Below are 26,370 nucleotides of genomic sequence, written 5' to 3' on the forward strand. Positions count from 1 at the left end.
CCGGGGGCCCGAGGGGGATTGATGGAGTTTCGTCTGCTCGGTCCCGTCGAAGCCTGGGACGGCGGGCGGTGCCTGCCGCTGGGCGGCCCGAAACCTCGTGCGCTCCTGACCGTTCTGCTGCTGGCCGCCGGGAAGGTGGTCTCCAGCGACCGGCTGGTGGACGTGCTGTGGGGCGAGGAGCCGCCGAGGAGCGCCCACGCGCTCGTCCAGACCTACGTCTACGGACTGCGCCGCACGCTGGCCGAGGGCGGCGGCGAGCCGGTGATCGAGACCCGGCCGCCCGGCTACGCCGCGCTGCTCCGGCCCGGCCAGCTCGACGTGGAGGCGTTCGAGCAGCTGGTCGCCGACGGCCGCCGGTACGCGGCGGACGGCGGTCACGAGCGCGCGGCCGAGTGCCTGCGCGCGGCGCTGGCGCTGTGGCGGGGGACGGCGCTCGGCGGGATCGGCCACGCGCTGCGCGGCGAGGCGGCGCGGCTGGAGGAGACCAGACTGCTCGTCCTGGAGGAGCGCCTCGACGTCGAGCTGGCGCTGGGCAGGCACGCGGAGGTGGTCGGCGAGCTGACCGAACTGGTCCGGGCTCACCCCGCCCGCGAACGCCCGCGCGCCCAGCTCATGAAGGCCCTCTACCGGCTGGGCCGCCAGACCGACGCCATGGCCGCCTATCACGAGGCCCGGCAGGCGCTCGCCGACGAACTGGGCGTCGATCCCGGACCGGAGCTGCAGGAGTTGTACGAGGCCGTGCTACGTGCGGATCCCTCCTTAGCCTCGGCACCGCCCCCGCAGGCCGAGCCCGAGGCGGTCCCCGCGCATCTGCCTCGCGGCATCGCCGACTTCACCGGCCGGGACAAGGAGCTCGGCGAATTGGCCGCGCTGCTCACCACCCCCAGCGACACGCTGACGGTGTGCGTCATCTCCGGCAAGGGCGGGGTGGGCAAGTCGGCGCTCGCGGTGAAGGTCGCCCACCAGGTGACCTCGGCCTACCCCGACGGGCAGCTCTACGCCGACCTGCGCGGCGTCACCGGCTCGCCCGCACCCGCGCTGGAGGTGCTCGGGCGCTTCCTGCGGGCGCTCGGCGTGCCGCCGACGGCCGTCCCGGCGAGCGTGCCCGAGTGCGTAGACGCCTACCGCAGCGCCCTGTCCGGCCGCCGGCTGCTCGTGGTGCTCGACGACGCGGGCACCGAGCAGCAGGTACGCCCCCTGCTGCCGGGCAGCCCCACCTGCGCCGTACTGATCACCGCCCGGCGCAGGCTCGCGGGCCTGGACGGGGTGAAGGTGAGTGACCTCGACGTCTTCGACACCGAGGCGGGCGTGGACCTGCTCGCCCGTATCGCCGGTACTGAGCGGGTACATGCGGAGAACGAGGCGAGTGAGCGTATCGTGCGGCTCTGCGGCCACCTGCCGCTCGCGCTGCGCACGGCGGGCGCGCGGCTGGCGGCCCGCCCGCACTGGCCGCTCACGACTCTGGCCACGCGGCTGGCCGACGAGCGCCGCCGCCTGGACGAGCTCACCGCGGGCGACCTGGAGGTACGGGCGAGCGTCGGGCTGAGCTACCGCGGGCTCGACGACACGGCGAAGCGGGCGTTCCGGCTGCTCGGGCTGCTGGGAGTGCCCGATTTCGCCTCCTGGGTGATGGGGGCGCTCCTGGACGTACCGGATCCCGAGGGCGAGGGGGTCCTCGAGCGCCTGCTGGACGCGCAACTCCTCGACCACATCGCGGTGGACGCGGCCGGCCAGAGCCGCTACCGGCTGCACGACCTGCTGCGCGTGTACGCGGCCGAGCGGGCCGAGGCGCAGGAGCCGCCCGAGGAGCGCGCGGCGGCGGTGACCCGTGCCCTGGGCGGATGGCTGTGGCTGCTCACCAGCGCCGCCGCCGCGCGGCCGCCGGGCGCGCTGGCCCTGCGGCGCGACTACGCCATGGCCAGGCCGCTCGGCCCGGAGGTCACCGACGGGGCGGCCGGAGACTTCCTGACGTGGTTCAACGCGGAGAGTCCCGCCCTGGTCGTCGCCGTCGAACGGGCGGCCGCCATGGGTCTGCACGAGGTGGCCTGCGAGGTGGCCGCCGCCCTGTGCTCCTCATCGTTCTCCTTGGACACCCGCTTCGAGGAGTGGCGGCGTACCCATGAGTCGGCGCTGGCGGCGGCCCGGCGCGCCGGTGACCCGCTGGCGGAGGCCACGCTGCTGGTGGGACTCGGCCAGCTCCGCTACCGCCAGGACCGCTACCGCGAGGCGCGGGCCTTCTTCCACCAGGCGCTTCCACTGCTGCGCGCGGGCGGTGACACGCGCGGGCAGGCGGTGGCCGTGGCCGGCATCGGCACCGCCTGCCGGGAGCAGGGCGACCTGGTCGAGGCGCTGGTCCACCTGCGGCAGGCGGGCGAGGCCTTCCGCTCGCTCGGCGATGACGCCGGAGTGGGCGACGTCAGCCGGCTGGCCGGGTCAGTGCTGCTCGAACAGGGCGAGTTCGAAGCGGCACGCGTGATGCTCGACGACGCCCTGGCCGCCTTCCGCCGGTTGGGCAGCAGGCGTGGCGAGGGCATCACGCTGCGGACCATCGGGCTGCTGCATCGGGCCGTCGGCGAGCTGGACCGCGCGGAGGCGCTGTGCGCGCGGGCGGTCGTCCTGCTGCGCGAGGCCGGCGACCCGCTCATGGCCGCGTACGCCGTGCAGGCCCTGGCCAAGACCCGGATCCGGCTCGGTGTCGACGACGCCGCGATCCTGCCCGAACTCCTCGACGCGCTGCGGATATGCGGGCGGCACGGCGACAGGTTCGGCACGGCGCTCGTCGAGCGGACCATCGGCGAACTGCACCTGGCCCGTGGCCGGTACGACCTGGCCGAGGAGCATCTCGGCCGGTCCATCGCGCTGTGGGAGCAGCTGGACCTGCCGTTGTTCCGGGCGCGCACCTTGAGGGACCTGGCCGCCGTACGCGAGGCGACCGGAGACGGGCCGGCGGCGGCGTCCATGCGGGCCGCGGCCGTCGCCGTCTTCGCCGAGTTCGGCACCCGCGAACAGGGCGAGTGACCGCCTTAGTGCGTTCCTGGAGAGGATTTGTAGCGCCGCCACCGAACATTCTCCTTGACCTGCCCCCTTCCCTAAGGAGAACGTCGTGCCGGACATCGTGCTCATGTCGGATTCACGGGTCGCCGAGATCCGGGTGGAGGATCGCGGCGAGCCGCTGGTGGACCTGCGAACCGTACCCGGCCTGCTGGTGGACGAGCGGCAGGCCGACCCCGACGGCGCGTACGCCCACGTCCGCCGGGGGCATGTCGAACGCCTCCTGCGTGCTCAGGCGGGCCTTCCCGACGGTCTGCGGCTGCTCATCGTGGAGGCGTACCGGCCGCCCGCGCTGCAGGAGCGGTATTTCTCGTCGTACGCGGCCAAGCTCGCCGAGGCCAACCCGGACTGGCCTGAGGAACACGTCTACGTGCAGGCCAGCCGTTCCCTGGCCCCGCCCCACATCGGCCCGCATGTTTGCGGCGCGGCCGTCGACCTCACCCTGTGCACCGAATCCGGCAAGGAGCTGGACATGGGGACGGAGGTGAACGCGAGCCCCGAGGAGAGCAATGACGGCTGCTACACGGCAGCGCACAACATTTCCGCTCGGGCTCGCTCGAACCGTGGCATCCTCGGTGGCGTCCTGAGCGAAGCCGGCTTCGTGAACTACCCGACGGAGTGGTGGCACTGGTCGTACGGCGACCGCTATTGGGCACTGTGCACCGGCGCTCCCGCGGCCCTGCACGCCCTGATCGACTGGCCACTCCCAGCAGGTTGATCGTTCAGGACCGCGGCGCCGTCATCGGACAGCCGCTCAGAGGCGGGCGGCCTCTTCCAGAGCGTTGATGTCGATCTTCCGCATGCCCAGCATCGCCTTCATGACCCGCTGCGCCTTGGCCGGGTCGGGGTTGCTCAGCAGCTCGGGCAGTACCTTGGGGACGATCTGCCAGGACAGGCCCCACCGGTCCTTCAGCCAGCCGCACTGCGATTCCTCGCCACCCTCGGTGAGCTTGGCCCACAGCTCGTCGACCTCCTCCTGCGAGGCGCAGTCGACGTACAGCGAGATCGCCTCGGTGAAGGTGAACTCCGGGCCGCCGTTCAGCGCGACGAACCGCTGGCCCGCCAGCTCGAACGACACCGTCATGGCCGTCCCCGCCGGACCCGGGCCGGCGTCGCCGTAGCGCTGGACCTCCAGGATCCGCGAGTCCTCGAACAGCGAGGTGTAGAAAGCCGCCGCCTCTTCGGCCTGGTTGTCGAACCACAGGAACGTGGTGATCTTCTGCATGATGCGCTCCTCCGAGTACGGGAGTCCGGAACGGTGAGTCCCGGGCTGTCCTGTCACTAACGCGTCGAACACGTCGACGGCGATTCGACACGGCGGAGCGAGATTTTTTCCCCGGTGTCGAGCGATCGTGTCGTCGCAGCTCCAGGACGGCTCCAGGCGGCTCCAGGGGCAGCTCAGGGCAGGGATGCCTTGGTTCCGGCGATGATCAGTTCGAGGCCGGCGCGGAAGGTGCGGTCGCGGAAGTCTCTGGGCTGGGTGGCGATCGAGCGGGCCTGTTCCTCGGTCGTGTAGCCGTTGACGTAGGCCATGACGGTGTCCACGGCCGCGGCGGCCGTGTCGGCGGGGACGCCCGCGGCGGTCAGGGTGGCGATGAGGTCGTGGTAGAAGGCGACGGCCTCGCTGCCCGGGTTCTGGAAGGTGGACATGAGGCGCGCCCCGTCGCGGTGGGCCAGCATGAGCTCCCGCGTACCGATCGCGAGGAGGCGCAGCCGCTCGTCCCAGGGGCCGTCGAGCGGCGGCACGGCCTCGCCCGGCGGGACGACCAGGTGCGCGACCATGGCGTCCAGCAGGGCCTGCTTACTCGGGTAATGCCGGTACAGCGCGCCTGCCCGCACGCCGAGCCGGCTCGCCAGGAGCCGCATGGTGAGACCGTCCAGGCCGACCTCGTCGAGCAGCTCGATCGCCGCCTGAAGCACCTGGGCGCGTCGCTCACTCATCGAATCCTCCAAGACGTGGTTGACAATGCGGCTCTCCGTACGTGAACAATGTACACGTGAACGTCGTTCACGTCGGAACGGCGTCGGAGACGGAGGGTGTCATGACCGAGCAGGGCGTGGGACGCGTGCTGGTGATCGGGGCGGGGCTCGGCGGGCTGACGCTCGCCCACGCGCTCGTCCGAGCGGGCCTCGACGTGCGCGTGTACGAGGCGGATGACGGCAGCGGCGAGCGGTTTCAGGGGTACCGGATCGGGCTGGCGGAGCCGGGGCTGACCGCGCTACGGGCAAGCCTGCCGCAGCGGCTGTACGAGCTGGTCGAGGCCACCAGCGGGGGCCTGACCGGGCCGGGGCTGCTGTTCGACGAGCAGTTAACGGTCCTCAGCCGCGACCTGGAGGGGCCGGTGGAGGGGAGCAGGGCGGTGGACCGGCAGGTATTGCGGCGGATCCTGCTCGGCGACCTGGGCGACCGGGTCACGCACGGTAAGCGGCTGACGGGTGTCGCGGAGAGGGCGGGCGGGAGTGTGACCGCGCGTTTCGCCGACGGTACGGAGGCCACGGGCGCGGTGCTGGTCGGCGCCGACGGCGGCAACTCCGTGGTGCGGCGCCACCTGGTGCCCGAGGTCGGCCTGGTCGACGCGGACCTGTGCGGCGCGATGGGACGCACCACGATCACCGACCGCTTCCTGCGGCTGGTGCCGGGGCGCGGCACCATGGTGAAGGGTCCCGGAATCACGCTGATGCTGGGCCGGATGCAGTTCGACAGGGAGCCGTCCGCTGCCGCCGCCGAGCTCGTCCCCGGGCTGGAGATGCCGCACCGGGACAGCTACGTACGGTGGGTGCTGCTGGTGCCGCCGGAGCACCCGGCGGCCACCGATCCGGGGTCCGCCGGGGAGGACGCGCGCGAGCTGGTGCTGGAGCTCCTCGAGGGCTGGCATCCCGACCTGCGGGATCTGGTGCGCTCCGCCGACATGAGCGCCGTCGGCCGGTCCAAGATCTATGACCGGCCGATGCCGCCCTGGCCGGTGGGCCGGGTCACGCTGCTCGGTGACTCCGCGCACCTGACACTGGCCAGCGGCGGGAACGGCGCGAACACCGCCATGCAGGACGCCGTACGGCTGAGCGCCCGGCTGGCCGAGGTCCACCGAGGCGAGCGGGACCTGATCTCGGCGCTGGGGGAGTACCAGGACGACCTGCTCGAACGCGGGAACGCGGCGGTGCGGGTCGGCAAGGAGGCGCTGAAGAGATTCGTCCCCCCAGGGCCACAGGAGACCCGCTGATCCGTCCCCCCACGGCCCCAGGAGACGTGGGCTGGCGGTCTTGTTTACCTGCTTCTGGAGACTCTTGTCCGGGGTTCGATTGACCTGTCCGGATCACTCCTGGTCAGGTGGTGATTACGGAGCGGAGGGGGACGACATGGCGGACAATGTGATCGCGCGCAAGCCTGGGGAAGGCGACGCGTTCTGGGTGCTCGGCGGTCTCTACGAGGTCAAGGCCGCGAGCGACGAGACGGGTGGCGGCGTGACGGTCATAGAGATGACCGTCCCGGCCGGAATGGGCCCCCCGCCGCACACGCATCCGGGAACGGAGATGCTCTACATCCTGGAGGGGACGGTCCGCCTCTACATCGACGACGAGGTGGTGGAAGGCGGCCCGGGTTCGTTCTTCTACATCCCCGACAGGACGTGGGAGCGCTTCGAACCCCTTACGGACGCGCGCATTCTCGTGGCCTACGCACCCGGCGGCATCGAAGGGTTCTTCACCGAGATCGGGGAGCTGGCGCCGACCCGGCAGGCCCCACCGGCGGACCATCCGCTGCCGAGCCTCAAGGCCGTGACGCAGGTCGGGCTGCGCTACGGACTGGAGATGAGACTGCCGGACTGACCCGACTGGGCGCAGGCGTAGGAATCTCGTCAACGCCGGGCTCCGGCGCGTATGGAAGGCGTCAAGAAACGAAGAATCGCCCGAATCTCGGGATTCGCTGGCCTGGTGACCATCTGTCCTGATGGTCGAGAGCAGTTCCGGATTTGAGGAGTGGGATGGCCGACGTCATCTTCGTCGCCCTGTCGATCGCGGTCTTCGTGATCATCGGGTTCGTCGTCAAGGCGGTGGAGCGCCTGTGAACGCGGTCAACGCCGCCGGTCTCGTCGTGGTCGCCGGCCTGGTGGTCTTCATGGTCGCGGCCCTGCTGTTCCCGGAGCGATTCTGATGGCCGCTCCGCTGTTCATCGCCTCCCTCGTGCTCGCCCTGGCCGTCTGTTACCGGCCGCTGGGCGACTACATGTACCGGGTCTACACCGGGACCCGGCACAGCGCGGTCGAGCGAGTGATCTACCGGCTGCTCGGTGTCCAGCCCGATGCCGAGCAGCGCTGGGGGATCTACGCGCGCGCCGTGCTGGCCTTCTCGGTGGTCTCGATCCTGTTCCTGTACGGCCTGCAGCGCCTGCAGGACCACCTGTTCCTGAGCCTGGGCATGAAGCCGGTCGAACCGGCCCTCGCCTGGAACACCGCCGTCAGCTTCGCCACCAACACCAACTGGCAGGCGTACTCGGGTGAGGCCACCATGGGCCACCTGGTGCAGACCGCCGGACTGGCCGTACAGAACTTCGTGTCCGCCGCCGTCGGCATGGCGGTGGCCGTCGCGCTGGTGCGCGGGTTCGCCCGCGCGAAGAGTGAGACGCTGGGCAACTTCTGGGTCGACCTGGTACGCGGCACGGTACGCATCCTGCTGCCCATCGCGTTCGCCGCGGCGCTGGTGCTGGTCGCCGGAGGCGCCATCCAGACGTTCGGCGGCCACTTCACCTGGACCACGCTGACCGGCGGCGAGCAGACGTTCACCCCGGCGGCCGCGGCCACCCAGGAGGCCATCAAGAACCTGGGCACCAACGGCGGCGGCATCTTCAACGTCAACTCGGCCCACCCGTTCGAGAACCCGACGAGCTGGACCAACTGGCTGACCATCTTCCTGCTCCTGGTGATCGCGTTCAGCCTGCCGCGCACCTTCGGCCGCATGGTCGGCAATAACCGGCAGGGGTACACGATCGTCTCGGTCATGGCGATCATCGCGATCGTCAGCCTCGTCGTGACCAACGTGGCCGAGCTGTCGGCGAGCGGCACGGTGCCGCAGGCGATCGGTCAGGCCATGGAGGGCAGGGAGGCCAGGTTCGGCGTGTCGAACTCCGGCGTGTTCGCCACGGCCACGACGCTGACCTCGACGGGCTCGATCGACTCCTTCCACGACTCCTACACGGCCATCGGCGGCGGCATGCTGATCTTCAACATGCTGCTCGGCGAGGTGGCGCCGGGCGGCGTGGGCGCGGGCCTGTACGGAATCCTCATCCTGGCCGTGCTCACCGTGTTCGTGGCCGGGCTGATGGTCGGCCGCACGCCCGAATACCTGGGCAAGAAGATCGGCGCCAGGGAGATCAAGCTGGCCTCGATGTACTTCCTGGTCACCCCGGTGCTGGTGCTCGCGGGCACGGCCGTGGCGATGGCCACGGAGGACGGCCGCGCGGCGATGCTGAACGGCGGGCCGCACGGGCTGTCGGAGATCCTCTACGCCTACACCAGCGCGTCGAACAACAACGGCTCGGCGTTCGCGGGGGTCAGCGTGAACACGCCGTTCTTCAACACCACGCTCGGCCTGTGCATGGCCTTCGGCCGCTTCCTGCCCATCGTGCTGGTCCTGGCGCTGGCCGGGTCGCTGGCCGGGCAGGCGCCGGTGCCGGCCTCGGCGGGGACGCTGCCCACCGACCGGCCGCAGTTCGTCGGCATGGTCGTCGGCGTGACGATCATCCTGGTGGCCCTGACTTTCCTCCCGGCGCTCGCGCTCGGGCCGCTCGCGGAAGGACTCTCGTAGATGCCTGCCCCAGTGCTGGACGCGCCGGGCCGTACCCCCGAAGCGCGCAAGAACGGTCGGCCCGGCGGCGGTCTGCTCGATCCGCGGCAGATGGTCCGCTCGCTGCCGGACGCGCTGAAGAAGCTGAACCCGGCCACCCTGTGGCGCAATCCGGTCATGTTCATCGTGGAGGTCGGCGCGGCCTTCACCACGGTTCTCGCGGTCCTGCGGCCGTCGCTGTTCGCCTGGGCCATCGTGGTGTGGCTCTGGCTGACGGTGCTCTTCGCGAACCTGGCCGAGGCGGTGGCCGAGGGCCGGGGCAAGGCGCAGGCCGCCACGCTGCGCAAGGCCAAGACCGACACCCGGGCCAGACGGCTGAAGAGCCGTACGTCGGCCGAATGGGAGCCGGTCGGCGCGCCCGAGCTGAGGCAGGGCGACTTCGTGGTCGTCGAGGCCGGGGAGATCATCCCGGGCGACGGCGACGTGGTCGAGGGCATCGCCTCGGTGGACGAGTCGGCCATCACCGGCGAGTCCGCGCCGGTCATCCGCGAGTCGGGCGGCGACCGGTCGGCGGTCACGGGCGGCACCAAGGTGCTGTCGGACCGGATCATCGTCCAGATCACCCAGAAGCCCGGCGAGAGCTTCATCGACCGTATGATCGCCCTGGTCGAGGGCGCGAACCGGCAGAAGACGCCGAACGAGATCGCGCTCAACATCCTGCTGGCCGCCCTGACGATCATCTTCCTGGTCGCCACCGCCACCATGCAGCCGCTGGCGATCTACTCCATGTCGATCAACCCGGGGGTGCCCGACTCGATCGCGCTCACCAAGGACGGCGTGTCGGGGATCGTGCTGGTCTCGCTGATCGTCTGCCTCATCCCCACCACGATCGGCGCGCTGCTGTCGGCGATCGGCATCGCCGGGATGGACCGCCTCGTCCAGCGCAACGTCCTGGCCATGAGCGGGCGCGCGGTCGAGGCCGCCGGCGACGTCTCCACGCTGCTGCTGGACAAGACGGGCACGATCACGCTGGGCAACCGGCAGGCGTCGGAGTTCGTCCCGGTCGCGGGCGTCACCGAACAGGAGCTCGCCGAGGCGGCGCAGCTGTCCAGCCTGGCCGACGAGACGCCCGAGGGCCGCTCGATCGTGGTGTTCGCCAAGCAGCGGTACGGCCTGCGCGAGCGGGAGATCCACGGCGCCGAATGGGTGCATTTCACCGCCCAGACCCGCATGTCCGGGGTGAACCTGGGCGGGCGCGAGGTCCGCAAGGGCGCCGCGACCGCGGTGATGAAGTGGGTACGCGACCACGGCGGCCACCCCACCGAGGGGATCGGCCACATCGTGGACGGCATCTCCGGCTCCGGCGGCACCCCGCTGGTCGTCGCCGAGAAGGGCCGGGTGCTCGGGGTGATCCGGCTCAAGGACGTGGTCAAGCAGGGCATGCGGGAGCGCTTCGACGAGATGCGGCTGATGGGCATCCGGACCGTGATGATCACCGGTGACAACCCGCTGACCGCCAAGGCCATCGCCGACGAGGCCGGGGTGGACGACTTCCTGGCCGAGGCCACCCCCGAGGACAAGCTGGCGCTGATCAGGAAGGAGCAGGAGGGCGGCCGCCTGGTCGCGATGACCGGGGACGGCACCAACGACGCCCCCGCGCTCGCCCAGGCCGACGTCGGCGTGGCCATGAACACCGGCACGTCCGCCGCCAAGGAGGCCGGCAACATGGTCGATCTCGACTCCAACCCCACCAAACTCATCGAGATCGTGGAGATCGGCAAGCAGCTGCTCATCACGCGAGGCGCGCTGACGACGTTCTCGATCGCCAACGACGTCGCCAAGTATTTCGCGATCATCCCCGCGATGTTCGCGGCGGTCTACCCGGGCCTGGACGCGCTGAACATCATGCGCCTGGCCAGCCCGCAGTCGGCCATCCTGTCGGCGGTCGTCTTCAACGCCCTGGTGATCATCGCGCTGATCCCGCTGTCGCTGCGCGGCGTGCGGTACAAGCCGTCCAGCGCGGCCAAGCTGCTGTCCCGCAACCTCTACCGGTACGGCCTGGGCGGCATCGTCGCGCCGTTCGTCGGCATCAAGATCATCGACCTGTTCATCCAGTTCCTCCCGGGGATGGCGTAAATGGAACGACTGCCCAGCTGGATCCGACGGCATGTGGCGGCGCTGCGCGCGCTGCTCGTGCTGACCCTGGTGACCGGCGTCCTCTATCCGCTGGTGGCCGCCGGAGTGGCCCAGACGCTGTTCAACGGCCAGGCCAACGGCTCGATGATCGAGCGGGACGGCCGGATCGTCGGCAGCGCGCTCATCGGCCAGAGCTTCACCGGCCCGGACGGCAAGCCGGTCGGGAAGTACTTCCAGTCCCGCCCGTCGGCGGCCGGCGACGGCTACGACCCGACCTCGACGAGCGCGAGCAACCTGGGTCCTGAGGACATCGTGGACGTCCCGCCCAACGGCTCGCAGAAGGGCAGGCAGTCGCTGCTCACCCAGGTCTGCGCCCGCTCCAAGGCGATCGGGGAGCTGGAGGGCGTCAGCGGGGCCCGGCCGTACTGCACGCCGGACGGGGTAGGCGCGGTGCTGAAGGTCTTCCCCGGCCGGGCCGTCAGCGTCAACCAGGTCTGCCCGGCTGTCCCCTTCGTGGCCTCTTACCAGGGGGTCAAGGTGGAGTGCGCGACACCGGGTGCGGACTACGCGGCGGGCCGGACCGTACCGATCCGCGGTGGCGCGGGCGCGGTGCGGGTGCCCGCGGACGCGGTGACGGCCAGCGGCTCCGGGCTCGATCCGCACATCTCGCCCGCCTACGCCCAGCTCCAGGCGCCGCGCGTGGCCAGGGCGCGCGGGATGGCCCAGGCCGAGGTCGAGCGGCTCATCGAGGAGCACACCACCGGCCGGGCGCTCGGCTTCATGGGCGAGCCCGCGGTGAACGTCCTGGAGCTCAATCTGGCGCTCGACGGGCCATGAGCCGGGGACACCTGCGGGTCTATCTCGGGGCGGCCCCCGGGGTCGGCAAGACGTACGCGATGCTGTGCGAGGGCCGCCGGGCGCTGGAACGCGGCAGGGACGTGGTCGTGGGCCTCGTCGAAACCCACGACCGCCCCCGTACCGCCGCCCTGCTCGACGGCCTGGAGATGGTCCCGCGCAGGACGCTCGTCTACCGGGGCGCCACCTTCACCGAGCTGGACGTGGCGGCGGTCATCGACCGCGCGCCGAAGGTGGCGCTGATCGACGAGCTGGCCCACACCAACGTGCCCGGCTCGCGCAACGCCAAGCGCTGGCAGGACATCGACGACATCCTGGACGCGGGCATCGACGTCATCTCCACGGTCAACATCCAGCACCTGGAGTCGCTCAACGACGTCGTCCAGCAGATCACCGGCGTCCCGCAGCGCGAGACCGTGCCGGACGAGGTGGTACGGCGGGCCGACCAGGTCGAGCTGGTCGACATGTCGCCCGAGGCGCTGCGCCGGCGCATGGCCCACGGCAACGTCTACGGCCCGGAGAAGGTCAACGCCGCCATGTCCAACTACTTCAGAGTGGGCAACCTGACCGCGCTGCGCGAGCTGGCCCTGCTCTGGGTGGCGGGCAGGGTGGACGACCAGCTCGACCGCTACCGCGCCGACCACGGCATCGCCACCACCTGGGAGGCGCGCGAACGCGTGGTGGTCGCGCTGACGGGCGGCCCCGAAGGCGACGCGCTGGTACGGCGGGCGGCCCGCATCGCCGCCCGCACCACGGGAGCCGACCTGCTGGCCGTCCACGTGACGAGCTCCGACGGCCTGGCCGGCGGCGACCCGGCCCACCTGGCCCGTCAGAGGTCGCTGGTGGAGAGCATGGGCGGCAGCTACCACCAGGTCGTCGGCGACGACATCCCTGGCGCGCTGCTGGAGTTCGCCCGGGGGGTCAACGCCACCCAGCTCGTGCTCGGCGCGTCGCGGCGGGGCCGGTTCGCGCAGATCCTGTCGCGGGGCGTGGGGATGGAGACGACGGCACGGTCCGGCTCGATTGACGTCCACATGATCACCCACGAGGAGGCCAGGAAGGGCCGCCGCCCGGCCCGCTCGCGGGCCGCGCTCACCCGCGAGCGGCGGCTGAGCGGGTGGGCCATGGCGGTGGCCGGGATGCCGGTGTTGTCGGCGATCCTGAGCGTGTTCCGTGAGGATCTGAGCCTGCCGAGCGAGATCCTGTTCTTCCTGGTCATGACCGTCGGTGCCGCGCTGGTCGGCGGCATGTGGCCGGCCGTCACGGCGGCCGTCGGCGGATCGCTGCTGCTGAACTGGTTCTTCACGCCGCCGCTCGGCGCGTTCACGATCGCCGACCCGGAGAACTTCTTCGCGCTGGTCGTCTTCGTGCTGGTGGCGGTCGCGGTCAGCACGATCGTGGACCTCGCGGCCCGCCGTACCAGAGAGGCGGCCCGCGCCCGGGCGGACGCCGAGGTGCTCGCCACGCTGGCCGGGCACGTCCTGCGGGGAGAGGCCGCCGTGCCGTCGCTGCTGGCCAGGCTACGTGAGACGTTCGGGTTGACATCGGTCACGCTGCTGGAGCACGTCGGCGAGCCGGGTTCGGATGACACGCTACGTGAGCCGGGTCTGGACGACACGCTGCGTGAGCCGGGGCCCGACGACCGATTCCGGCCGGCGGCCTGGCGCATCGTCGCCACCTCCGGCGGGACGCCGTGCGCCAGCCCGTCGGACGCCGACACCGATGTGGTCATCGACGAGGCCCTGGTCCTGACCATGCGCGGCCGGCTGCTCGACGCCGCCGACCGCGGCGTGGTCGAGGCGTTCGCCGCCGAGACGGCCGTCGCGCTGCGGCAGCAGCGGCTGGAGGAGGCGGCGGCGCGGGCCAGGCCGCTGGCCGAGGCCGACAAGATGCGTACCGCCCTGCTCGCCGCCGTCAGTCACGACCTGCGCACCCCGCTCGCCTCGGCCAAGGCGGCCGTCGAGAGCCTGCGCAACACCGAGATCGCCTGGTCCGAAGCCGACCGCGCCGAACTGCTCGCCACTGCAGACGAGTCGCTGGCCAAGCTCGACGCCCTGGTGGTGAACCTGCTGGACATGAGCCGCCTGCAGGCCGGCGTGCTCGGCCTCACCCTGCAACCGGTGGCGCTCGAAGAGGTCGTGCCGCGCGCGGTCGACGATCTCGGGCCGCTGCACGACCGCGTCGACGGCGACATCTCGATCGACCTGCCCGAGGTGGTCGCCGATCCGGTACTGCTGGAACGCGTGCTGGTCAACCTCATGTCCAACGCCGTCCGCCACAGCCCATCGGATCAGCAGGTGGTGATCACCGCGAGCTCGTACGGCGAGCACGTGGAGATCCGCGTCGTCGACCGCGGCCCCGGCCTCCCGGCGGAGGCGCACGAGCGGGTGTTCCTGCCGTTCCAGCGGCTCGGCGACCGCGACAATCACTCCGGTGTCGGCCTCGGTCTCGCGCTCTCCCGAGGGCTGACCGAGGCCATGGGCGGCACCCTCGTACCCGAGGAGACCCCCGGGGGAGGGCTCACCATGACCCTCACCTTGCCCATCTCGACGTGAGCTATTTTTTGGGCTTGTCACTGCCACGACGGCCGGGCAGGCGCATGGTGAGCAGCCGCGCGCGGGGCGCGACCCGTTCGGCGAGGTTGAACATGGCCTCGGTGCGGGTGCGGTCGGCGTCGAGGTGGGTGAAGAGGTTGACGCCCAGGTAGAACGTGATCGCCGCGTACGCGAGATCACGCGGCGGCAGCAGTCTGGCCAGGGGCGACCCGCCGATGACCCGCTCCAGGGCTTGCTCGATGAAGTCGATCCAGGGCTCGGAGCGCGCGGTGATCTCCGCGCGGAGTTCGGGCCGGGCGATGCTCGCGCCGACCATTTCGGAGAACAGTGTGATGTGGCCGCCTTCGAGGTCGGCCCGGTAGATGGCGCTCGCGGTCTCGACGAGTTCCTCGAGGTTCTTGGCCTGCTCCACGGCCTGCCGGTAGGTGGCCATGCGTTGTTCTGACGAGCGGTCCAGCGCGGCGAGCAGCAGCGCGTCGACGCCGCCGAAATGGTAGAAGACCAGCGCCGAGTTGACCTCCGCCGCCTTGGCGATGGCTCGCGCGCTGGTGCCGGCGTATCCCTGGCTCCGGATCGTCTCGGCCGCGGCGTCGATGAGCCGGTCTCGGGTCTCCGCACCCTGCTGTTGCTTCTCGGCCACCCGCACCCCCATTGACAGAATCCCGCGTCCTCATCGTACAGTTTAATCGCCTGATTAAATCTACTGGTTAAGGGGGGCGGATGGAGCCTGAACGCCAGCCGCAGGTGAGGGCGCGGTGGACGCTGGCCGGGGTGCTGGTCGCGCTGTTCGCGGCGATGTTGCTCGACAGGGTCCTGCACGAGGGGCATCTGGAGCAGACGGCGCTGTTCTACGTCGGCATCCCGGCGGTGATCGCCGTCACCGTCGCCCTCACCGCCCGGCCGCGCGGCACCATCGGCATGATCATGGCGTCCATCACCGTGGCCCTGGCGCTGGCCGGTCCGCTGCTCGGGGAGGGGATCGTCTGCCTGCTCATGGCCGCGCCGCTGTTCTACCTGGTCGGCCTGCTCGTCGCATTGCTCGTCGACGAAGTCCGGCGCCACCGGGGCAAGAGCCGGATGAACCTCCTGCTCGCGCCGCTTCTCGTCGCCGCCACGCTGGAGGGCACGGCGGTCTCGCTGCCCCGGGACAACGAGGTGAGCGTCACCGCCGGGGCGACGGCGGCGAATGCCGAACAGGCGGCGGCGAATGTCGAGCGGGCGCTGGCCGCCGAACCCCGGTTCGGGCCCGTGGAGTCGCGGTTCCTGTCGCTCGGCTTCCCCCGGCCGTTACGGGCCGAAGGCACCGGCCTGGCCGTCGGCGACACCCGCAAGATCATCTTCACGCCGCGCCGTTCGCTGGGCATCGGCGCGCCCTTGGAGCCCCGGTCCATGACCCTGCGGGTGAGCGAGCGCCTGCCGGGGCGGGTGGTGTTCGCCGTGGTGGCGGACACCACGCTCGCCCGCTGGCTGGACCTGCGCCGGGCAACGTTCGACTGGCGAAGCGGCCGTCTGACGGTGACCTTGGCATACCGCCGTACCTTCGATCCGGGCTGGTACTTCGGCCCGCTGCAGAGCTACGCGCTGTCCGAGGCGGCCGGCTACCTGGTCAAGACGTTCGCCGGATGAGTGATCCCGCGCTCATCCGGGGCGTCGCGCTCTTCGTCCCGGTGGCCGCCGTCTGGATCGCGGCGGCCGTACGGCGGCTGGGGGAGCGGGACCTCGCCGCGATCATCCTGGCCACGGCCTGGAACCTGGTAGCCCTCGCGGTCGTGAACACCGTCGCCGCGTACGCGGGCTGGTGGCGCTTCGCCGCCGAGGGCGCCGTGGTGGCGGGCGTCCCCGTCGACCTTCTGCTGGGCTGGGCGTTGCTGTGGGGCGCGCTGCCCGCGTGCGTGGCGCGGGCGTACCCGCTGCCGCTGGTCCTGGCGGGGTTCGCCTGGCTGGATCTGGGGGTGATGCCGCTGGCCGAGCCGGTGGTGGCGCTGGGTCAAGGGTGGCTGTACGGGGAGGCCGCCGCGATCGCGTTCTGCCTGCTGCCCGGCCTGCTGCTGGCCCGCTGGACCGCCGCGGACCGGCGGCTCACCTGGCGCGTGTCGTTCCAGGTGGGCCTCGTGGGCGGGCTCATGCTCGGCGTGCCCGTCGCGCTGACCGGCGTATGGCGGCAGCCCGAGTGGGTGATCGGGCTGCTGGCGCAGGTCGTGGCCGTGCCGCTGCTGTTCGGGCTGGCCGCCGTCCGCGAGTTCGCCGTCGCCGGGGGAGGGACGCCGGTGCCGTACGATCCGCCCAAACGCCTCGTCACGAGCGGTCCGTACGCCTATCTGCGCAATCCCATGCAGTCCTCCATGGCGGGCGCCTACCTGCTGCTCGCGGTGCTCGACCTGCGGTTCGCCGCCGCCGCGGTGAGCTGCGTCGCCTACGGCGCGGGGCTGGCCGCCTGGCACGAGGGGACCCAGCTTCTGTCGCGGTACGGCCGGGAGTGGACGGACTACCGTGATCAGGTACGCGCCTGGCTGCCCCGCATCCGCCCCTATCCCGGCCTGCCGCCCGCCGATCTTCACGTGGCCGCGACCTGCGAGCGGTGTGACGCGGTCGGCCGGTGGTTCGTCCGCCGTCGGCCCGTCTCGCTGCGGATCCTGCCTGCGGAGAGGCATCCGGGGGGTTTGCGGCGGATGACCTACGAACGTGCAGACGGGCTGCGTGCCCAGGGAGTGGCGGCCTTCGCCCACGCGGCCCAGCACCTCCACCTGGGGTGGGCGCTGCTCGGCTGGGTGCTCCTGTTGCCGGGGGTGGGGTGGTTCGCCCAATTGTGCGCGGACGCCTTCGGCGCCGGCCCCGCCCGACCCCGATCCACCGGTATTCGACTGTGACCGGGATCACATTTCCACCTGTCCCCTGAAGCTTGGCCTGTTCGTCCTATGCCCGACAAACCGGTTACGAGGAGGTTCAAGGTCATGAACAAGGTGATCGTCATCCAGTTCGTCTCCCTCGACGGGGTCATGGAGGACCCGGACGGGTCGGCCGGCTCGGCGCAGGGAGGGTGGGCGTTCCGCTACGGGCCCGAAAGCGTGGCCGGCGACAAGTTCGAGCTGGGGGAGGTGCTGGACACCGGAGTCATGCTGCTGGGCCGGGTCACCTGGCAGCTGTTCTCGCGCATCTGGGCGCCCAGGGAGGACGAGTTCTCCCAGAAGATGAACGCCATCCCCAAACTCGTCGCCTCACGCTCGCTGGACCACGTCGAGGGATGGCGCAACTCCACCCTGCTGCGGGGGGACCTGGCCGACGAGGTGGCCAAGCGCCGGCAGAGCCAGGATGTCGTGGTCGCCGGCAGCGCTAGCATCGTCGATGCGCTGCGGACCCACGACCTGATCGATCAATACCGGCTGCTGGTCTTCCCGATAGTGCTCGGCGCGGGCCGGCGCCTGTTCGACCAGCCCCTCGGTTTGGACCTCGCGTCCGCCGAAAAGGTCGGCCAAGCCGTCCGTCTCGTCTACGACCGTACTTCCGCGAATGGGGATCACCGGTGAGATACGCCCTGCTGATCAACGAACGCCCCGGGGCGTACGACGGCCTGAGCGAGGGCCAGCGCGCCGCCATCAGCGCCGAGTACATCACCCTCATGAAGGACGAGCGCATGCTCGGGGGCGAGCGGCTGCAGCCGGCCGACACCGCGACCACCGTCCGCGTCCAGAACGGCGAGCCGCTGCTGACCGACGGGCCGTTCGCCGACACCAAGGAGATCTTCGGCGGCTTCTACATCGTCGAGGCCGACGATCTCGACTCCGCGCTGGAGCTCGCCGCCCGGATCCCGGCCGCCCGCTTCGGCGGCTCGGTCGAAGTACGGCCGCTGGCGGAGCGGTAGGCCGTGCTCGAGGAGGTCTTCCGCGACCAGTGGGCACGCGTGTTCGCGGCCTTGGTGAGCTTCCTCGGCGACGTCGACCTCGCCGAGGAGGCCGCACAGGAGGCGTTCGTCATCGCCGCTGAGCGCTGGGCCCGCGACGGGCTCCCGGACAATCCGGGGGCCTGGCTCGTGGTGACCGGCCGCAACCGGGCGATCGACCGCCTTCGCCGCGACCGTACCCGGGCGGAGAAGACCCGGCTGCTGGACCACCCCATGCCGGAGGAGGTCACGATGGACGGAACGACGATCCCCGACGAACGCCTCGAACTCTTCTTCATGTGCTGTCACCCCGCCCTGGCGACCGAGGCCCAGGTCGCGCTCACACTGCGCGCGCTCGGCGGCCTGTCGACGCCGGAGATCGCCCGTGCGTTCCTGGTGAACGACGAGACGATGAAGCGCCGGCTCTCCCGGGCGCGCAACAAGATCCGGGCGGCCGCGATCCCCTTCGCGGTTCCGCACGAACGCCTGCTGCCCTCCCGCCTGAGCGCGGTCCTCGCGGTGCTCTACCTGGTCTTCAACCAGGGGTACGGCGACGGCCGGGCCGACCTCGCGGCGGAGGCGATCCGGCTGGGCCGCACCCTCCTCGACCTCATGCCCGACGAGCCCGAGGCGGCGGCGCTGCTGGCCCTGATGCTGCTGCACGACTCGCGTCGCGCGGCCCGTGTTCGCGACGGCGAGATGATCCTGCTCCACGACCAGGATCGCACCCTGTGGAACACCGCCCAGCTCGAGGAAGGGCGGGCACTGCTCGACCGCGCCGTCAGGTCGGGTGCTTCCGGCGCCTATACGGTGCAGGCCGCCATCGCCGAGCTGCAGACCGAGGAACGCATCGACTGGCCGGCCGTCGCCGCGCTCTATGACCGCCTGCGGCAACTGACGGGCTCGGCGGTCGTCGAGCTCAACCGGGCCGTGGCGATCGCCGAGGTCGAGGGGCCGCGGGCGGCGCTGGCGATCGTCGACGCGCTCCACCTTGACGACTACCGCTACTTCCACTCCACCCGGGCCGAACTCCTGCGGCGTCTTGGAGACACCGTGGCGGCGCGGGCGGCGTACCTCAGAGCACTCGACCTCGCCACCACCGAGGCCGAGCGTCGCTTCCTCGGCCGCCGTCTCGCCGAGCTGTGACTCGCCTCGCGACCTCGACGGCGGTGGTCGGCTGCTTGCGCGTCTACCTTCCGATGCGAGGTCGGTGAGGACATCGATCGTGTGGCGCGATAGCGGCGAGGCCGTTTATCGCGCGCGGTGCGTTGGCGGCGAGTACGTCTATCAGGCGCGGAGCGAGGTCAGGGACGACGTCGCAGGGCGGTGGCGAGGTCGTCGAGGTGTGTGGCGACCGGGCCCAGGGTGAGCAGCCCGCTGCCCGCCCCGGCCAGTTCCGCCGCCGCCGGAGTGAGCTCGGTGTGGGCGCGTTCCATCGTCTCCCGGTCACCGACGGCGATGGCCGCCCGCGCGGTCAGGCACCACAGGGCCTCGTACAGCAGATCGCGGGGCGGGTCCGGGGTCAGACGCAGCGCAGCCGCGGCCGCGTGGCGGCGATCCTGGGCCAGCGACACCCAGGGGCGCGCCCATGGCTCGTAGGGTCCCCAGTCGGCGTGCTCGTCGACCAGGTCCGGCGGCCGATGCTCGCCGGGCCGTGCGTACTGGAGGCGCAGACACAGCAGCGCGAGCGGCAGTATGCCGGACCGCAGTCCGGGCATGCCCGCGCCGTCCAGCCGCGCGGCGGCGTCCCGATATGCCGCCTCCACCAAGGACGCTTGCACAGAGGCCGCCCAGGATCCTTGTCCGGAGGTCGCCTCCGGCACCGATGCTGGTCCAGCTGCGGCGAATGGCTGCCCGGTCGCGGCGAGCCGCAGCGCCCGGTACCACTGGACAAACACCCCCACCAGCGGCAATTCATGCCGCCGGGCCAGCAGTTCGGCGGCGGTCGCGTGCCCGTCGGCGCCGGGGAAGTCCGCGAGCGCGCTGCGGGCCTGGAGGCGGATGAGGTGGCCGAGCACCTCGAAGGTGACCAGCCCATGCCGGGCGGACAGGGCGACCAGCTCGGCGCCGATCTCGTCGCGGCGCGGCGCGAGCCCCGCCCGGTGGAAGGTCTGCATGAACACCCCATTGAGGGCGAACGCCAGCAGCCCGGGATCGTCCAATTGGCGGGCGATCTCCTCCGCCTGCCGGGCGGCCTGGGGTCCGCGCGCCGCGCGGGTGCCGCGCGACTCCAGGGCGATCGTGGCCAGGAGCCGCGCCCGCGCCGCCTGGTGCGTGCCGGGTGGCAGCGCGGTCAGGGTGCGTTCGGCTGCCGCCACGATCCGAGCCGCCTGTGCCGGGTCGTCCGAGCGGGTCCAAATCGCCGGTACGTCGTACGCGCCGATCACGCGTGCGGTCAGCTCCGCGTCGCCCAGCTCCTCCGCCGCCGCGACGGCCGCACCACGGTAGCGGCGGGCCTCCTCCAGACCGCCGCCCCCGGTCACCGCCAGATTGCGCAGCAGGCCCACCGTCGACTCCAGCCGCGCTCGCGAGCCGGACGCCACAGTACGGTCATAGGCGGCGGCCGTCGCCGCCCACACCCGACCCGTGGCCTCGGTAGTCTCTGCCCGCTCCCGGCCTGTGATCTCGGTCGTCTCTGCCCGCTCCCGGTCTGTGGCCTGGGTCGTTTCCGCGCCCGCCCGGCCTGTGGTCTCGGTCGTGTCGAGGTGGCCGGCTTGGTGGAGGATGTCCGTCTCCAGGCGGCGCAGTCCGGGGCCAGGATCCACTCCCAGCTGCTCGACCAGGAGCGTACGCGCCCGGCGCAGCACCGCGAGCGCGTCGCCCTGGCGGCCGGTGCGATACAGCGCCAGGGCCAGCAGCCGCCACGCGTCCTCGCGCCAGGGATGTTCGGCCACGTGCGCGTCCAGATCCGGCACGGCCTCAGCCGCGAGGCCCAGAGTCAGGCGTGCCTCGGCCTGACGTTCCACCGCCTGTAGCCGCAGCTCCGCCAGGCGGGAGCGCTCCGCCCTGGCCCAGCCCTCCTCCGCGAACTCGGCGTAGGCGGGTCCGCGCCACCAACCCAGCGCCTCCTCCAGCCGCTTGAGTACGCCGTCGGGCGGCAGCGTCGCCGCCACCGCCTGCTCGAAACGCCAGGCGTCCACCGCGTCCGGCTCCGCGCGCAGCGCGTACCCCGGTCCCTCGGTGACCAGCAACCGGGCTGCGGCGCGGGGCGGGCGCTCGGGCTCCAGCGCGCGGCGCAGGGCGGCCACGAAGGTACGTACGGCGCCCACCGCGCCTGGAGGGGGATCGATCCACAGGTCCTCGACCAGGCGGGAGACCGGGACGACGCGGCGGCGGGCGACGATCAGCCGGGCCAGCACCGCGCGGTGCCGCGGCCCCTTCAGAGCGACCGCGCCCCCGGCATCGTCCCAGGCCACCACCGGCCCCAGCACCCCGAACATCCTCTGTGCCACCGGTCCCGGCACCCCGAACGTCTTCCGCTCCACCGGTCCTGGCACCCCGGCCATCCTCCGTGGCACCGGTCCCGGCGCCCCGAACGTCTTCCGTACCACTACCCCACTCTTCCGCGTCATCGTCACCCCGGCCTCACGCTATAGCGCGCTCATCCGATGCTCATCCGCGCCCGGCAGGCTGGAGGCACCTCATCGGAAAGGACCGAACCATGACGCCTGCCATCGCCGGCTTCGACTACCAGCGCGTGCCTGTCGCCGACGGCGTGTCCCTGAACGCGGCCGTCGCGGGCTCGGGCACGCCCATCGTGCTGCTGCACGGCTTCCCGCAGACCCACCTGATGTGGCGGCACGTCGCCGCCGACCTCGCGGCCGACCACACCGTGATCTGCCCCGACCTACGCGGTTACGGCGCCAGCGACAAGCCCACCGAGACCGACCGGGCCGGGGCGGGCCGGGCTGGGGCGGACCGCGCTGGGACCGGCCACACCGGGACCAACCGGGCAGGGACCGACCACACCGGAACTGGTCCCATCGAGACCGAGCACGCTGAGACCGATCCCGCTGAGACCGAGCACGCCGTATACGCCAAGCGCACCATGGCCGCCGACATCGTCGCCCTGGCCCGCGCGCTGGGCCATGAGCGTTTCGCGCTGGCCGGCCATGACCGCGGCGCCCTGGTCGCCTTCCGCGCCGCACTCGATCACCCTGAGGTGATCACCCACCTGGCCGTCCTGGACGTACTGCCGACCCTGGACATGTGGCAGGTGATGCGCGGCACCAGCGCCGCCGTCGGCTTCCACCTCTACCTGATGGCCCAGCCGCCGGGCCTGCCCGAGCAGATGATCGCCGCGAGCCCGGACGCCTTCTTCGGCCACTTCCTCGACATCTGGACGAACGACCCGCAGGCGATCCCCGCCGATGTCCGCACCGCCTACCTGGACGCCTGCCGAGCCGCGGTGCCCTCGATCGTCGCGGACTACCGCGCCTCAGCCGGCATCGACGTCATCCACGACCAAGCCGACCGGGACGCCGGCAATCGGCTGCGGATGCCGGTTACGGTCCTCCAGCAGGACTGGGGCGCCGCCCTCGGCTTCGACGCGGCCGCCCTGTGGCGCGCGTGGGCACCCGACCTGCGGCATGAAACCGTCACCTGCGGCCACTTCATGGCCGAGGAAGCGCCCGCTGACATCGCCAAGACCCTCCGAGACCTGCTCACCCGCTGAACGACCAGCCAGAGCCGGGCCGCCGAAGGCATCCGCCGGTCCGGCACGGCCTGGGTGCGTTCCGGTTGGCCTGTCGGCTTGGGGGGCGAGAGTCTTGGCGCCCGGAGTGGACCTTCCCCTTGGGTGAAGGGGCAGCATCGTGGTGCCGGTCGCTTTGGCCGGCGCGAGGAGGGCGGGGTATGGGGCTGCTGACGATCGGGGCGTTCGCTCGGGCCGCGCGGTTGTCGCCGAAGGCATTACGGCTGTACGACGAGCTCGGGCTGCTCCGCCCGGCCGCGGTGGACGGGGAGTCGGGTTACCGCTTCTATGATCCGGCGCAGTTGGAGCGGGCTCGGTTGATCGTGTGGTTAAGGCGGCTGGGGATGCCCTTGGCCGGCATCCGTCAGGTGTGCGATCTGGAGCCGGAGGCGGCGGCCGAGCAGGTCGCCGGCTATTGGGAGCAGGTCATGGCCGCCACCGCCGTACGCGAGCAGCTGGCCACCTTCCTCGTCGACTACCTGTCGGGAAGGGGCAGCGCCGTGGAGGACGCGGAAGCGATGATCGGGATCCGTTATGCGGCCCGGTCGGAGTCGGGGCTGGTTCGTACGAGCAATGATGACTCCGTGTACGCCGGCACCCGGCTCCTGGCGGTGGCCGACGGAGCCGGGCCGGGCGGGAACCTGGCGAGCGCGGCGGCGATCGAGGCCCTCAAGCCGCTGGAGCTGGCGGCCGTATCCGCCGGGGATCTGCTCGGCGCGCTGGCTGATGCGGTGACCCATGCCGATCGGGCCCTTCAGGGCATCGCCGAGTCGACATTGTCCGGTGAGGCGATCACGACGCTGACCGCGATGCTGTGGTCGGGCTCCCAGCTGGCGCTGGTGCACATCGGTGACACGCGGGCGTATCTCCTGCGCGACGGTGAGATCTTCCAGATCACCCACGATCACACCTATGTGCAGGAGCTGGTCGACGAGGGCCGTCTCAGCCCGGAGGAGGCCGCCTCGCATCCGCAACGCTCGTTGCTGGCCCGTGCGCTCATGGGCAAGGGAGGGGCGCAACCGGACCTTTCACTGCATACGGCTGTCGCCGGCGACCGTTATCTGTTGTGCTCCGATGGTCTGTCCACTGTCGTCTCGGCAGAGGCACTGCACGGTGTCCTGAGCAGTATGGAGGGGCCGGAGCAGGTTCTCGACGAGCTGGTCAGGCTGGTGTACGCCGCTGGGGCACCGGACAACGTCGCCTGCGTGGTGGCCGATGTGGTGATGCTGTGACCGGCGTGGCCCCTCACTCCCATGGCGGCGCGTCGGTGGTCCGTTCCTTCGGCGCGTACACGATCGACCGGCGGCCCCTGGCGATCCCCGCCTTTCGGCGGCTGTGGGTCGCCGCGGCCGCCTGCGCGGTCGGTGGCTCGTTCAGCGTGGTCACGGTGCCGACGCAGCTGTTCACGATGACCGGCTCGTCCGCGGCCGTCGGCGGTGCGGCCGTGGTGTCGTTCGGTGCTCTGGTCGTCGCTTCGCTGGGGGCCGGAACTCTCGCCGACCTCGTTGACCGGCGGTTGCTGCTGCTGGTGGCTCACTGCGGGCTCGCGCTGACCTACCTGGCCTTGTGGGCTCAGGCGGGCCTGGGAAATCGCTCCGTCGCCGTCCTGCTGGTGCTGGCGGGGTGCCAAGGGCTGGCCTTCGGGGCGATCATGGCGACTATGGGCGCCGCGGTGCCCCGCCTGGTGCCCGCCGAGCTGCTGACGGCGGCCAACAGTCTCAGTTCGCTGGCCCGGTACACCGGATCGGTCGTGGGGCCGCTCCTGGCGGGTGTGCTGATTCCGGTGGTGGGGCTCGGCACGCTGTACCTGTTCGACGCCGTCGCGTTGTCGGCCGTCATATACGCGGTGGTCAAGTTGCCGCCGATCCTGCCCGACCCGGCCCGCCCAGTGTCGGGGGGCGGGCTGTACGGCGCCGCCAAGCCCTACGGCGGCTCAAAAGCTTCGACAGTGCGGCGGTCGTCGATTCTCGGGCAGACGTTCGCCGGGTTCCGCTACCTGCTCAGCAGCCGGGTGCTCGTGGCCGTGCTGGCGGTGGACCTCGCCGCGATGGTCTTCGGGATGCCGTCAGCGCTTCTTCCGGAACTGGCGCAGCGCACCTACGGCGGACCCGTGGGAGGAGGCGTGGAGCTGGGTCTGCTCTACGCCGCCTATCCGGCCGGCGTCTTCGTGGCCGGGCTGATGTCGGGGACGTTCACGCGCGCCCGCCGTCACGGTGCCCTGATGGCATCGGCCGCCGCTGCCTGGGGAGGGACCGTCGTCGTCCTCGGGTTGGCGCCGCGGCTCTGGCTCGCGCTGACGGCCCTCCTGCTCGGCGGTGCGGTGAACTTCGTGCTCAGCACCTTCCGCAACGCCATCTCCCAGGCGTACACCGACGACGCCATGCGCGGCCGGATCCAGGGATCTCTCACCGTCGTCCTCATCGGTGGCCCCCAGCTGGCCAATCTGCTGCACGGGACCGCCGCGGCGGCGTTCGGCCCGCGGGTGACGATCTGCGTCGGCGGGCTGCTCACCGTGACGACCGTCGCCCTGATCGTACGAGCGGCGCCTCGGCTGTGGCACTACGCCGCCCCAGGGCCTGACGCAGGACCAGGCGGTTGACCGGGCGCCTATAGTTAGTTAGGTGACTGACTCGAAAGGCTCCCGGGTGAAGACGGCGACCGCCAAGCGGCAGCGGCTGATGATCGCCGCCGCCCGGGTCGTGCACCAGCAGGGCGCGGAACGCACCACCATCGCCGACATCGCCCGCGCCGCCGACGTGCCCGTGGGCAATGTGTACTACTACTTCAAGACCAAGGACGAGCTGGTCTCGGCGGCGCTCAGCGAGCACGTCCGGCAGCTGGGGATGCTCACCGAACACCTGGAGAGCCTAGGCGGCCCGCTGGAGCGGCTCAAGGGCCTGGTGGAGGCGTGGGTCAGCCAGCGCGAGCTCGCGGCCCGCTACGGTTGCCCGACCGGAACGCTGGCCGTTGAGCTGGACAAACGTGACGAGGGCGGCCTGGACGTGGAGGCGGGCAAGGCCATCCGGCTGCTGCTGGACTGGGTCGAACGGCAGTTTCGCGACCTCGGGCTGCCTGATCCCGACGGGCTCGCCCTGACCCTGGTGGGCGCCTATCAGGGCATGTCGCTGCTGGCCAACGCCCTGCGCGAGCCCGACGTCATGACGCGGCAAGGTGCCCGCCTGGTCGCTTGGCTGGACTGCCTGCCGGGCGACGGCTGCCCAGAGCGGTCCGGCGACCGTTCTCAAGCGCACTGATAAAAGGCATGCCGATAAAGGGCATATCGCTAAAGAAATGCCGATAACGACATTTAGCGGGCGGAAAGTGGGGCCGTCGGGTTCTGTTTATCGAGCGAGTAAAGCGTAACCGCCAAGCGCCAATAGATCATGACAAAGGAGTCGCCAGTTGCTTGTAGAAGGCGTTTCCGGACG

Annotated in this window: 22 protein-coding genes; 18 read left to right on the forward strand and 4 right to left on the reverse strand. The window is 71.3% G+C overall.

The genetic code is table 11. The features are described 5' to 3' along the window. The first annotated feature begins 21 nt into the window (after window positions 1-21). Window positions 22-3,018, forward strand: a complete 2,997-nt coding sequence (locus ACGFJ2_RS44260; RefSeq protein WP_393478795.1) for a BTAD domain-containing putative transcriptional regulator — start codon at window positions 22-24, stop codon at window positions 3,016-3,018. A gap of 85 nt (window positions 3,019-3,103) precedes the next feature. After that, entirely contained in the window at window positions 3,104-3,769 is a 666-nt protein-coding gene (locus ACGFJ2_RS44265; protein WP_393478799.1) for a M15 family metallopeptidase, read from the forward strand. A gap of 36 nt (window positions 3,770-3,805) precedes the next feature. Here the strand turns inward: ACGFJ2_RS44265 and ACGFJ2_RS44270 are convergent, their stop codons facing one another. Beyond that, a complete protein-coding gene (locus ACGFJ2_RS44270) occupies window positions 3,806-4,276 on the reverse strand; it encodes a VOC family protein (protein WP_357953980.1) in 471 nt (156 codons plus the stop codon). 173 nt (window positions 4,277-4,449) lie between these two features. Continuing rightward, complete coding sequence (locus ACGFJ2_RS44275; protein ID WP_393478802.1) at window positions 4,450-4,992, reverse strand: TetR/AcrR family transcriptional regulator C-terminal domain-containing protein; 543 nt, start codon at window positions 4,990-4,992, stop codon at window positions 4,450-4,452. A 56-nt stretch (window positions 4,993-5,048) separates the two neighbouring features. On the opposite strand from ACGFJ2_RS44275, the gene ACGFJ2_RS44280 reads away from it, so the two are divergent. The 7 genes from ACGFJ2_RS44280 to ACGFJ2_RS44310 all read left to right on the forward strand — a co-directional run bounded on the left by ACGFJ2_RS44280 (window position 5,049) and on the right by ACGFJ2_RS44310 (window position 14,372). Further along, the gene (locus ACGFJ2_RS44280) at window positions 5,049-6,269 is read left to right on the forward strand and encodes an NAD(P)/FAD-dependent oxidoreductase (protein WP_358184405.1); all 1,221 of its coding nucleotides are present in this window, start codon (window positions 5,049-5,051) and stop codon (window positions 6,267-6,269) included. Window positions 6,270-6,405: 136 nt separating this feature from the next. Then, window positions 6,406-6,873, forward strand: a complete 468-nt coding sequence (locus ACGFJ2_RS44285) for a cupin domain-containing protein (protein ID WP_357953974.1) — start codon at window positions 6,406-6,408, stop codon at window positions 6,871-6,873. A 235-nt stretch (window positions 6,874-7,108) separates the two neighbouring features. Further along, window positions 7,109-7,198: a K(+)-transporting ATPase subunit F gene (kdpF, locus tag ACGFJ2_RS44290; RefSeq protein ID WP_357953972.1), complete on the forward strand. Its 90-nt coding sequence runs from the start codon at window positions 7,109-7,111 to the stop codon at window positions 7,196-7,198. Continuing rightward, a complete protein-coding gene (kdpA, locus tag ACGFJ2_RS44295) occupies window positions 7,198-8,847 on the forward strand; it encodes a potassium-transporting ATPase subunit KdpA (RefSeq protein WP_393478807.1) in 1,650 nt (549 codons plus the stop codon). Before kdpF ends, kdpA begins: the two co-directional genes overlap by 1 nt. Further along, window positions 8,848-10,962 carry a potassium-transporting ATPase subunit KdpB gene (gene kdpB, locus ACGFJ2_RS44300; protein WP_393478810.1) on the forward strand — a complete coding sequence of 705 codons (2,115 nt, stop codon included), beginning with the start codon at window positions 8,848-8,850 and terminating at the stop codon, window positions 10,960-10,962. After that, complete coding sequence (locus ACGFJ2_RS44305; protein ID WP_393478812.1) at window positions 10,963-11,799, forward strand: potassium-transporting ATPase subunit C; 837 nt, start codon at window positions 10,963-10,965, stop codon at window positions 11,797-11,799. After that, window positions 11,796-14,372, forward strand: coding sequence for a DUF4118 domain-containing protein (locus ACGFJ2_RS44310; RefSeq protein WP_393478815.1), 2,577 nt, complete (start codon window positions 11,796-11,798; stop codon window positions 14,370-14,372). The genes ACGFJ2_RS44305 and ACGFJ2_RS44310 overlap by 4 nt, the downstream gene beginning before the upstream one ends. A 1-nt stretch (window position 14,373) precedes the next feature. On the opposite strand, the gene ACGFJ2_RS44315 is transcribed toward ACGFJ2_RS44310, so the two are convergent. Continuing rightward, entirely contained in the window at window positions 14,374-15,024 is a 651-nt protein-coding gene (locus ACGFJ2_RS44315; RefSeq protein ID WP_393478817.1) for a TetR/AcrR family transcriptional regulator, read from the reverse strand. 68 nt (window positions 15,025-15,092) lie between these two features. On the opposite strand from ACGFJ2_RS44315, the gene ACGFJ2_RS44320 reads away from it, so the two are divergent. From ACGFJ2_RS44320 to ACGFJ2_RS44340, 5 genes are all read left to right on the forward strand, one after another. Beyond that, window positions 15,093-15,998 carry a hypothetical protein gene (locus tag ACGFJ2_RS44320; protein WP_393478820.1) on the forward strand — a complete coding sequence of 302 codons (906 nt, stop codon included), beginning with the start codon at window positions 15,093-15,095 and terminating at the stop codon, window positions 15,996-15,998. Then, on the forward strand, window positions 15,995-17,239 hold the full coding sequence (locus tag ACGFJ2_RS44325) for a methyltransferase family protein (protein WP_393478822.1): 1,245 nt from the start codon (window positions 15,995-15,997) through the stop codon (window positions 17,237-17,239). Before ACGFJ2_RS44320 ends, ACGFJ2_RS44325 begins: the two co-directional genes overlap by 4 nt. Before the next feature lie 84 nt (window positions 17,240-17,323). Beyond that, window positions 17,324-17,896 (forward strand): dihydrofolate reductase family protein, encoded by a 573-nt coding sequence (locus tag ACGFJ2_RS44330; RefSeq protein WP_393478825.1) that lies wholly within the window; start codon window positions 17,324-17,326, stop codon window positions 17,894-17,896. Continuing rightward, window positions 17,893-18,231, forward strand: coding sequence for a YciI family protein (locus tag ACGFJ2_RS44335; protein ID WP_357953957.1), 339 nt, complete (start codon window positions 17,893-17,895; stop codon window positions 18,229-18,231). The genes ACGFJ2_RS44330 and ACGFJ2_RS44335 overlap by 4 nt, the downstream gene beginning before the upstream one ends. 3 nt (window positions 18,232-18,234) lie before the next feature. After that, window positions 18,235-19,395, forward strand: coding sequence for an RNA polymerase sigma factor (locus tag ACGFJ2_RS44340; protein ID WP_393478829.1), 1,161 nt, complete (start codon window positions 18,235-18,237; stop codon window positions 19,393-19,395). Window positions 19,396-19,553: 158 nt separating this feature from the next. On the opposite strand, the gene ACGFJ2_RS44345 is transcribed toward ACGFJ2_RS44340, so the two are convergent. After that, window positions 19,554-21,689 carry a BTAD domain-containing putative transcriptional regulator gene (locus tag ACGFJ2_RS44345; RefSeq protein ID WP_393479277.1) on the reverse strand — a complete coding sequence of 712 codons (2,136 nt, stop codon included), beginning with the start codon at window positions 21,687-21,689 and terminating at the stop codon, window positions 19,554-19,556. A 221-nt stretch (window positions 21,690-21,910) separates the two neighbouring features. Here ACGFJ2_RS44345 and ACGFJ2_RS44350 point away from each other — a divergent pair, with 221 nt between their 5' ends. The 4 genes from ACGFJ2_RS44350 to ACGFJ2_RS44365 all read left to right on the forward strand — a co-directional run bounded on the left by ACGFJ2_RS44350 (window position 21,911) and on the right by ACGFJ2_RS44365 (window position 26,196). Next, window positions 21,911-22,924 (forward strand): alpha/beta fold hydrolase, encoded by a 1,014-nt coding sequence (locus ACGFJ2_RS44350; RefSeq protein WP_393478832.1) that lies wholly within the window; start codon window positions 21,911-21,913, stop codon window positions 22,922-22,924. A gap of 179 nt (window positions 22,925-23,103) precedes the next feature. After that, complete coding sequence (locus tag ACGFJ2_RS44355) at window positions 23,104-24,174, forward strand: MerR family transcriptional regulator (protein WP_393478834.1); 1,071 nt, start codon at window positions 23,104-23,106, stop codon at window positions 24,172-24,174. After that, entirely contained in the window at window positions 24,171-25,541 is a 1,371-nt protein-coding gene (locus ACGFJ2_RS44360) for an MFS transporter (RefSeq protein WP_393478837.1), read from the forward strand. The genes ACGFJ2_RS44355 and ACGFJ2_RS44360 overlap by 4 nt, the downstream gene beginning before the upstream one ends. Window positions 25,542-25,563: 22 nt before the next feature. Then, window positions 25,564-26,196, forward strand: coding sequence for a TetR/AcrR family transcriptional regulator (locus ACGFJ2_RS44365; protein ID WP_358196721.1), 633 nt, complete (start codon window positions 25,564-25,566; stop codon window positions 26,194-26,196). Window positions 26,197-26,370: the final 174 nt, after the last annotated feature.

The organism is Nonomuraea sp. NPDC049028 (assembly GCF_043197735.1).
Taxonomy (GTDB): domain Bacteria; phylum Actinomycetota; class Actinomycetes; order Streptosporangiales; family Streptosporangiaceae; genus Nonomuraea.

Bases quoted from the DNA above. Each gene is read 5' to 3' on its own strand.
- ACGFJ2_RS44260 (WP_393478795.1), top strand. From the start codon at position 22: ATGGAGTTTCGTCTGCTCGGTCCCGTCGAAGCCTGGGACGGCGGGCGG.
- ACGFJ2_RS44270 (WP_357953980.1), bottom strand. From the start codon at position 4,276: ATGCAGAAGATCACCACGTTCCTGTGGTTCGACAACCAGGCCGAAGAG.
- ACGFJ2_RS44275 (WP_393478802.1), bottom strand. From the start codon at position 4,992: ATGAGTGAGCGACGCGCCCAGGTGCTTCAGGCGGCGATCGAGCTGCTC.
- ACGFJ2_RS44285 (WP_357953974.1), top strand. From the start codon at position 6,406: ATGGCGGACAATGTGATCGCGCGCAAGCCTGGGGAAGGCGACGCGTTC.
- kdpA (WP_393478807.1), top strand. From the start codon at position 7,198: ATGGCCGCTCCGCTGTTCATCGCCTCCCTCGTGCTCGCCCTGGCCGTC.
- kdpB (WP_393478810.1), top strand. From the start codon at position 8,848: ATGCCTGCCCCAGTGCTGGACGCGCCGGGCCGTACCCCCGAAGCGCGC.
- ACGFJ2_RS44305 (WP_393478812.1), top strand. From the start codon at position 10,963: ATGGAACGACTGCCCAGCTGGATCCGACGGCATGTGGCGGCGCTGCGC.
- ACGFJ2_RS44310 (WP_393478815.1), top strand. From the start codon at position 11,796: ATGAGCCGGGGACACCTGCGGGTCTATCTCGGGGCGGCCCCCGGGGTC.
- ACGFJ2_RS44315 (WP_393478817.1), bottom strand. From the start codon at position 15,024: ATGGGGGTGCGGGTGGCCGAGAAGCAACAGCAGGGTGCGGAGACCCGA.
- ACGFJ2_RS44320 (WP_393478820.1), top strand. From the start codon at position 15,093: ATGGAGCCTGAACGCCAGCCGCAGGTGAGGGCGCGGTGGACGCTGGCC.
- ACGFJ2_RS44325 (WP_393478822.1), top strand. From the start codon at position 15,995: ATGAGTGATCCCGCGCTCATCCGGGGCGTCGCGCTCTTCGTCCCGGTG.
- ACGFJ2_RS44330 (WP_393478825.1), top strand. From the start codon at position 17,324: ATGAACAAGGTGATCGTCATCCAGTTCGTCTCCCTCGACGGGGTCATG.
- ACGFJ2_RS44345 (WP_393479277.1), bottom strand. From the start codon at position 21,689: ATGTTCGGGGTGCTGGGGCCGGTGGTGGCCTGGGACGATGCCGGGGGC.
- ACGFJ2_RS44350 (WP_393478832.1), top strand. From the start codon at position 21,911: ATGACGCCTGCCATCGCCGGCTTCGACTACCAGCGCGTGCCTGTCGCC.
- ACGFJ2_RS44355 (WP_393478834.1), top strand. From the start codon at position 23,104: ATGGGGCTGCTGACGATCGGGGCGTTCGCTCGGGCCGCGCGGTTGTCG.